The sequence below is a fragment of the Lamprocystis purpurea DSM 4197 genome (genome assembly GCF_000379525.1).
Lineage (GTDB): Bacteria > Pseudomonadota > Gammaproteobacteria > Chromatiales > Chromatiaceae > Thiodictyon > Thiodictyon purpureum.
Genome location: NZ_KB902381.1, coordinates 1 through 8,041, shown reverse-complemented (window position 1 = coordinate 8,041; position 8,041 = coordinate 1). Strand labels below are relative to the sequence as shown.

Here is an 8,041-nt window from a genome sequence, read left to right as displayed (position 1 = left end):
CGGGCGCGCGTCGCGCGCCCACCGCACCCTGTCACGCTCCCGCCCAGCCGCGCCGGGGCGCTGGTGGCTGCTGACTGGGTGACTGGGCCAACAACGGTCCGCCGGTTCGGCCCCGGCCCGTCTGGACCCCGGCCACGCTGGGCCTTCCGGTCGCCAAGAACGCGGGGCTCCCACGTTACCGGACCCGCGCGTGGGATTCATGCAGGCTTGCCGAAAGGACACTATCAGTCCGTCAAGGCCCAGCATCCCGAACGCTGGAGCGGCGCAACGCGTCACTGGGAGCCCGTTACGACGGTCTTCCTCAACCCCGGCAAACCCCGCAAAGCGGAGCGACAGACACAGCCAACTGCCGCGTGACCTGTGCGACAACTGCCTTGACATCTACCAGGGCCGAAGGCTGGGCGCTTGACGCACCGGCCACGCCCTTGCCATCCTGGTTGAACTGATTTTGACGCATCGGCGACAGATTTTCGTCGTCAAGGATACTACTCTGGCCACGGCGGCCGCCCGAACCAGGCGGCATGGCCGAGTTAAGCGTTCTTTACTCATCCCGAGGCCGAGCACAATGAATAGAGCTTGCCGATTCCTGATGCTTCTGACGATCCTGGCTGCGGCCAATCCGGTCGTCCTAGCCGGTGCGGCCGGCCCGATTGCACCGCGGATTCCAAACGTCCTGCTGATTACGGCGCACCCGGATGACGAGACGCTGTTCAATCTGGGCCGCTTCCGGGAGCGCGGCTGGCGGATAAGCATTGCCCTGGTGACCAACGGGGAGCATGGAGGCGTCGTCCAGGGGCTGCGGCCGGATTTCGATCCGCGATTCGATGACGATATCCTGATCGAGGAGGATCCGGCGCCCGGCGTCTGGCTGACGACGCCTCCCGCCGGTCCGCGGGTGCGGGAGATCCCCACGAACCTGGACCTGGCAACACAGCGGCGCGGTGAGTTTCTCGGTAGTATGGCCCTGCACGGGGTGACGACTGTTTACTTCCTCTCCTCCCTGGCCCGATCGGATTTTGAAGACAGTTGGGATAACGGTGTGGTCAACTGGGACCGTCGCCTGCTCGCCGCCCGGCTCAAGATTGCGGCGCGCGACGCCCAGCCGGACTTGGTGATCACACTCAATTCGGGCGAAACCTGGGCGCATCGACAGCACTTCGGGCTGGCGAAGATCGTGGAGGGCCTGCACGCGGAGGGGGACTTCGACACCCCCGGCCGGCACCGGCCTGCGCTTTACGGGCTGCGCGAGCACGGCTGGTATACGGAGTCTCAAGTCCCGCAGATCGGGGACTTCGCCTTGCGACGCGATCGGCACTCATCGGTGCTCGGTCAGAGCTACGCGGAATACTGGCGCACCGCGACCTGGTACTACAGCAGCCAGTCGTCCCATCCAGTCTGGTTTGCCGCCCGGGCCGGGGTGAACTTGATCCCCGGCTATGGCGATCAAGATCTGATCCGGCGGCTGGATTCGACCAGAGGGGCCGCGACCATTGATCTCCTGTTGCGTCGGTACCCGCCGAATGCCGCCCGCCAGGCACGGCTGCCGCCGAGGCCGCGGGTGCTCGATTTGAGCGGCTGGCCGAGCCGCTAGCGGGGACTTGGCGCGGACCCGGAGCGGTATACGCATCGCCACCACGGCCGCGCCGGCGCCGGGGCTCGGCCTCGTTGCGCAGGATGTCAACTGGTAACATCCGCCCGCAGCAATTCCAAATTTGGGTGGCATCGCGCGGCCCCTGGTGGATACGGCGCGCGCGACTGCTGTGTTGGGTCCCTGACACCGAGCGGCGCGCCTTATCCACCCTAAAGCGGAGCCGGTTTTGTAGTGGATAAGCGCCGCGCATCCACCATCAGCCTCGCGGCCGGCACGCTGTTGGCGGCAGCCACTCAAATTTGGATCTGCTGATCCTCCCGGCAGCCCTTGCGCTCGATGCCGTCAAGGTTGCGGCGGGGGACTGAGGTCCGCCCGACGGGTCGGGCATCATGCAAGGGATGGGCTCAGGTCTTGCAGGGGATGGGGTCAAAGGGATGGGGTCAAAGGGATGGGGCCACAACGGGATGGGGTTAGGTCTTAACTTGTGCCTTGGCATAACTCAAGACCTGACCCCGGAAGGCGCTTGACCCTGGAAGCCGCTATCAGGCCCCAGCATCCCGAACGCTGGAGCGGCGCAACGCGTAACTGGGAGCCCGTTACGACGGTCTTCCTCAACCCCGGAAAACCCCTCAAAGCGGAGCGACAGACACAGCCAACTGCTGCATGACCTCTGCGACAACTGCCTTGACATCTACCGCATCGGCGCCAGTGTGGCGTCACGACAACGGCGGGTGCTGCTTGATTGACAACGGTTGCGCCGGTTGTCACCATCATCACAGCCAGGACCCGAAGAACCCACCATGACCGCCGACATCGAAAGCCTGGTCCTTGAGCACCTGCGCGCGATCCGCGCAACCCAGACCGACCACGGCGAACGACTCAGGAGTATCGAACTGCACTTTGGCACGCTCGGGCAGCGAGTCGGCGCCCTGACGACGGCGGTTGACTCGGGCAAGTCCGACCTGGACGGACTGCGGCGCCGGGTTGAGCGCATCGAACGGCGGCTGGAACTGACCGAGGGCTGACCTGTTACTCCGCAAAGCGCCGCAGCCGGTCGGGCGCGGTCGGCCTGGCAAAGAAGACCATCGGCATCTTGACCTCGCGATCCCTGCTTCCGAGGGTATAACCTTCGGACGTGATTGCCTGACCTAGGGGCGGGTTTCAAACCCGCCCCTACACGAGAATCTGTCTGGATATCAGGTGCGAACGCTCTATCAGGAAGCCGGCCGAAATCGTCCGGTATCGATCACCGAGGACCCAACGATGAGCCCTAGTCACTCTCCGCGCAACCCCAGACCCGACTCCGGTCCCTTCCGCGCCGACCAATTGCGCGATGGGGACCGCTACGAGCTCTCGGCGGGACACCCGCTCTATTGCGCCCCCGCCGGCCCGGTGCATGCCACCGGCAACCTGAGGGGCGCGACGGTGCTCGACAGCGACCCGGACGTCGAATGGGCCGGCATCGATGCGGGCTTTTCGCCGGAGCCCGGGATGCTGCGCGCCCCGGACGTGGCGGTCGGCCCCCAGCCCGCCGCCGGCCGGGGCTGGATCGAGTCGGTGCCGCCGCTGGCACTGGAGTATGCCGCGTCAGGTCAGGACGAGGCCGATCTCCAGACCAAGATCGCCGAGCTGATCGGCCACGGCACCCGGCTGGTCTGGGTTGCGCGGCTCACCGGTCCGCGGCGGGTCGAGGTCTACGCCGCCGGGCAGCCGATGCGCGTCGCGCTCCCGGGGGAGGATCTTCTGGCGCCCGGCATCCTGCGCAACCCGGTTCCGGTCGATGCGCTTTTCGACCGGGCGGCCGGCGACCGGGCGACGCTGCGCAACCTCCTACAGCGCTCCGGCTACGCGGATCTGGAGGCGGTACGCACCGAGGGCCGTGCCGACGGACTCGCCCAAGCCGTCCTCAATCTGCTCGCCGGACGCGGCATCCCGGTGGACGAGGACACCAGGGTGCGTGTCGGCGCCTGCCGGGACCCCGGTCAGCTCGACCGCTGGCTGCTGGCCGCGGCCACGGCGCAGCGCGCCGACGGCATCTTCAGTGACTGAGCCGATTGCGTCCCATGGCTACCAACCCCCAAAGACCGCGCGCCGCCTATGTCTGTAACGCCTGCGGCGCCGCGCAGCCGAAATGGAGCGGGCAGTGTGCGGACTGCGGGGCCTGGAATACGCTGGAGGAGGTGGCCCGCCCGCCCGCGGGCCAGTCCCGCGCGGGAGGGCGGGGCGGCGGGTTCGCCGCGGCCGGGCCGACCGAGTCGGTGATCCATACGCTGGCGGATCTGCGGCCGGAGGAGCGGGTGCGCACCAGCACGGGCATCGGTGAACTGGACCGGGTGTTGGGCGGCGGTTTGGTGATCGGCTCGGTGGTGCTGCTGGGCGGCGATCCGGGGATCGGCAAGTCGACCCTGCTGCTGCAGGCGTGCGAGTCACTGGGGGCTGAGCATCCGGTGCTCTATGTCAGCGGCGAGGAGTCGCCGCAGCAGATCGGGCTGCGCGCCCGCCGTCTGGGGGTGGTGGGCGCGGGCATCCGGCTGCTCGCCGAGACTTGCGTGGAGCGGGTGCTGGCGCTGGCGGAACGCGATCCGCCGCGGGTGATGGTGGTGGACTCGATCCAAACCCTCTATACCGATCTGCTGCAATCGGCGCCCGGCTCAGTCAGTCAGGTGCGCGAGACCGCGGCGCAGTTGGTCCGCTTCGCCAAGCGCGCCGATACGGCGGTGTTCCTGGTGGGTCATGTCACCAAGGAGGGGGCGCTGGCCGGTCCGCGGGTGCTGGAGCATATGGTCGATACGGTGCTCTATTTCGAGGGCGAGTCGGGCGGGACCTTCCGGCTGGTGCGGGCGATCAAGAACCGCTTCGGGGCGGTGAACGAGTTGGGTGTCTTTGCCATGGGCGACCGCGGTCTGCGGGAGGTCAAGAACCCCTCGGCCATTTTTCTCGCGCGTCACGATCAGCCGGTGCCCGGCAGTCTGGTGATGGTGACCCGGGAGGGTACCCGGCCGCTGCTGATCGAGGTGCAGGCGCTGGTGGACGAGAGTCCGCTCGCCAACCCCAGGCGGGTCGCCCTGGGGCTGGATCAGAACCGGCTGTCGATGTTGCTGGCGGTGCTGCACCGCCACGGCGGGGTGGCGATGTTCAACCAGGATGTCTTCGTCAATGTGGTAGGCGGGGTGCGCATCGGCGAGACGGCGGCGGATTTGCCGGTGCTGCTGGCGGTGCTGTCGAGTTATCGCGACCGTCCCCTGCCGCTCGATCTGGTGGCTTTCGGCGAGGTGGGCCTGTCCGGGGAGGTGCGACCCGTCCCCAATGGTCCGGACCGCCTGCGCGAGGCGGTCAAGCACGGCATCCGGCGCGCCATCGTGCCGGCCGGTAATGTGCCCAAGGAAGGAGTGGAGGGCCTCGATATCCTGGCGGTCAAGACCCTGGCGGCGGCGATCGATGGGGTTTAGGCGCGTTCCCTCAAATCCCATTTACTTCTCGTTCCCACGCTCCAGCGTGGGAATGCCGTCCGGCCGCTCCAGCGGCCGGTGGCGTCACGCGACGCCGGAGCGTCGCCACTTGCTCCCACGCTGGAGCGTGGGAGCTAGATCAGCCAGATCAGTTGTGAGGAAAGCTGTCTAATATACAGATTCATATTCGGAATAGTTTCCTGACCGTGCTATATTCAGAGTGCTGTCTCCCTGGAAATCGCACTCCAAACAGGGTCTACATCGTGAAGCTCCTGCTCATCATCGTGCTGTCCGCGCTCCTCGCCATCTTGCCGTTCTCCGCGCCGGCGGGGCAGGTGGCGGTGCAGGGCGTGCGCATTACCCCGGCAGCAGGCGAGACGCGGCTGGTGCTGGATCTGAGCGCGCCCGTCACCCACAAGATTTTTCCCCTGGCGGGTCCGGATCGGCTGGTGATCGACATCGCGGATGCCGAACTGACCGGTCAGGCGCCCCAGGCCGGCGCGGATGACCCGGTACTCATCGGTCTGCGCAGCGGGGTGCGCGAGGGGAATGACTTGCGGATCGTCCTCGACCTCAAGCAGCCGGTGCGGGCGAAGAGTTTTCCGATGGCGCCGGACGCGGGCCACGGACATCGGCTGGTGGTGGACCTGATCCCGAAGGGCCCGGCCAAGGGCGGCGGCGCGGCGCGTGCGGCTGCCCCGTCCCGCCCGGCGGCCGGCAGCCGGGCGAGCCCGACGCGCGATCTGGTGGTGGCGATCGACGCCGGCCACGGCGGTGCCGACCCAGGCGCCATCGGCGCCCGCGGGACGCGCGAGAAGGACGTGACCCTGGCCATCGCCCGGCGCCTCGCCGCCCTGGTGGACAAGGAGCCGGGGATGCGGCCGGTGATGATCCGCGACAGCGACGTGTTCGTGCCGCTGCGCCAACGGATGCGCAAGGCGCGCAAGCATGAGGCGGACATCTTCGTCTCGATCCATGCGGATGCCTTCACCGACCCCAAGGTGCGGGGGTCTTCGGTCTTTACCCTGTCCCGCGGCGGCGCCACCAGCGAGGCGGCCAAGTGGTTGGCTGATAAAGAGAACAGCGCTGATTTGATCGGCGGGGTCGATCTGGGGGCGAGTGACGACGTGCTGGCCGGCGTGTTGCTGGACATGGCTCAGAATGCGACGCTGGAACACAGCGCGGACGCCGCCCGGGCGGTGCTGAGCAATCTCAGCCGGCTCGGCGCCACGCATAGAGGGGAGGTCCAGAAGGCCGGGTTCATGGTACTCAAGTCGCCGGATGTGCCTTCCATGCTGGTGGAGACGGCCTTCATCACGAATCCGGCCGAGGAGGCGCGCCTCCTTAACGCCGCCAACCAGCAACGCCTGGCCCAGGCCATCCTGGCGGGGATCAAGCAGTATTTCAACAAGTACCGGCCACGCAGTCTGGTGCGCGGTTCGAACAAGGAGGCGGCCCAGCAGGCCGCTGCGGATGCCTTGGCCGGCGGAGCGGCAGTCCCGGCGAGTGCCCCCGGCGGCCGTCAACATGCCATCGCGGCCGGGGATACGCTGGCCGTGATCGCCAAGCGCTATGGGGTGAGCCTGTCGGCACTGCGCTCAGCCAACAACCTGGACGGCGACGTCATTCGCGTGGGTCAGGTGTTGGCCATCCCTGGGGGGAGTCCGGGTGACGGCTGACCCCGGCATTCGTGTCCTGCCCAATCATCTGATCAATCAGATCGCCGCCGGTGAGGTGGTGGAGCGTCCGGCCTCGGTGGTGAAGGAGTTGCTGGAGAACAGCCTGGATGCCGGCTGTACCCGGGTGGAAATCGATGTGGAGCAGGGCGGCATCAAGCGCCTGCGGGTGCGCGATGACGGGCGCGGTATCCCGCCCGGGCAATTGGCGCTGGCCCTGTCGCGACATGCCACCAGCAAGCTGTCCGACCTGCACGATCTGGAAGCGGTCGCCACCCTGGGATTCCGGGGCGAGGCCCTGCCGAGTATCGCTTCGGTGAGTCGGTTGACGCTGATCTCACGGGCGCGGGGGGAGGGGAGTGCGCACGAGGTGACCGTGGGTACGGACGGTGAACCCGCGGCCCCCCGTCCGGCCGTCCACCCGTCGGGGACCACGGTGGACGTGCGCGACCTCTTCTACAACACCCCGGCGCGGCGCAAGTTTCTGCGCACCGATAAAACCGAGTTCGGCCACCTGGACCAGGTGGTGCGCCGCATCGCCCTGGTGCGTCGGGAGGTGGGTTTCACGCTGCGCCATAATGGCCGCACGGTGTTGGAACTGCCCGCGACCGAGGACGACCCGGCGCGGGTGCGCGGCAGGCTGGACGCCATCCTCGGTGCGGGCTTCGGCGAGCAGGCCCTGTGGGTGGACGAACAGGCGGTGGATCTGCGCCTCTCCGGCTGGGTCTTGCGGCCGGCGTTCTCCCGTGGTCAACCGGATCAGCAGTTCTTTTATGTCAACGGCCGTATGGTTCGCGACAAGCTGGTCACCCATGCGGTGCGCCAGGCGTTCAGTGACGTGCTCCATCACAGCCGGCATCCAGCCTTCGTCCTGTTTCTCGCGCTGCCGCCGCGGCTGGTGGATGTGAATGTCCACCCGGCCAAGCACGAAGTGCGCTTTCGCGAGGGGCGCCAGGTCCACGATTTCATCTATCGCGGGTTGCAGCGGCGCTTGGCGGCGGGATCCTTGGGGTCGGTCATGCTGCCCGCGGTCGCGGCGCCCGCGGACGAGTCACGCAGCGCACCGCCGCCGGACGCATCCGCGCCATTGCGCACCGGACACCTGGGGTTGCGGGTGGCCGAGGGGTCGGCGGCGCACTATGCCGCGGGGCTCGCGTTTCAGCGTGTCTTTCCGGCAAGCCTGCATGAAATCCCGTCTCTAGCCCAGTAGCCTGGGAGCCCCGTATGTCGTCATCTGGAGGCTCCACCGCATGTCACTCTCTCTACCCGCCGCCACGGCCGATCTGGCACAGACGGCCGCCGCCTTTGCGCACTGGCGCGCCGCC

Annotated in this window: 6 protein-coding genes; all 6 read left to right on the top strand. The window is 67.6% G+C overall.

Going from position 1 to position 8,041, the window contains the following annotated elements; all coding sequences use genetic code 11:
* Positions 1 to 589 precede the first annotated feature (589 nt).
* Positions 590 to 1,591 (top strand): PIG-L family deacetylase, encoded by a 1,002-nt coding sequence (locus tag A39O_RS0104285; RefSeq protein ID WP_020503471.1) that lies wholly within the window; start codon positions 590 to 592, stop codon positions 1,589 to 1,591.
* Between the two features lie 800 nt (positions 1,592 to 2,391).
* Positions 2,392 to 2,616 carry a hypothetical protein gene (locus A39O_RS0104280; protein ID WP_020503470.1) on the top strand — a complete coding sequence of 75 codons (225 nt, stop codon included), beginning with the start codon at positions 2,392 to 2,394 and terminating at the stop codon, positions 2,614 to 2,616.
* A 238-nt stretch (positions 2,617 to 2,854) separates the two neighbouring features.
* Positions 2,855 to 3,640 carry a Uma2 family endonuclease gene (locus tag A39O_RS0104275; RefSeq protein WP_040527110.1) on the top strand — a complete coding sequence of 262 codons (786 nt, stop codon included), beginning with the start codon at positions 2,855 to 2,857 and terminating at the stop codon, positions 3,638 to 3,640.
* A 14-nt stretch (positions 3,641 to 3,654) separates the two neighbouring features.
* A complete protein-coding gene (radA, locus tag A39O_RS0104270) occupies positions 3,655 to 5,040 on the top strand; it encodes a DNA repair protein RadA (RefSeq protein WP_020503468.1) in 1,386 nt (461 codons plus the stop codon).
* Between the two features lie 263 nt (positions 5,041 to 5,303).
* Complete coding sequence (locus tag A39O_RS0104265) at positions 5,304 to 6,719, top strand: N-acetylmuramoyl-L-alanine amidase (RefSeq protein ID WP_020503467.1); 1,416 nt, start codon at positions 5,304 to 5,306, stop codon at positions 6,717 to 6,719.
* Entirely contained in the window at positions 6,709 to 7,926 is a 1,218-nt protein-coding gene (mutL, locus tag A39O_RS0104260; protein WP_020503466.1) for a DNA mismatch repair endonuclease MutL, read from the top strand. Before A39O_RS0104265 ends, mutL begins: the two co-directional genes overlap by 11 nt.
* Positions 7,927 to 8,041: the final 115 nt, after the last annotated feature.

Bases quoted from the DNA above. Each gene is read 5' to 3' on its own strand.
- A39O_RS0104275 (WP_040527110.1), top strand. From the start codon at position 2,855: ATGAGCCCTAGTCACTCTCCGCGCAACCCCAGACCCGACTCCGGTCCC.
- radA (WP_020503468.1), top strand. From the start codon at position 3,655: ATGGCTACCAACCCCCAAAGACCGCGCGCCGCCTATGTCTGTAACGCC.
- A39O_RS0104285 (WP_020503471.1), top strand. From the start codon at position 590: ATGCTTCTGACGATCCTGGCTGCGGCCAATCCGGTCGTCCTAGCCGGT.
- A39O_RS0104280 (WP_020503470.1), top strand. From the start codon at position 2,392: ATGACCGCCGACATCGAAAGCCTGGTCCTTGAGCACCTGCGCGCGATC.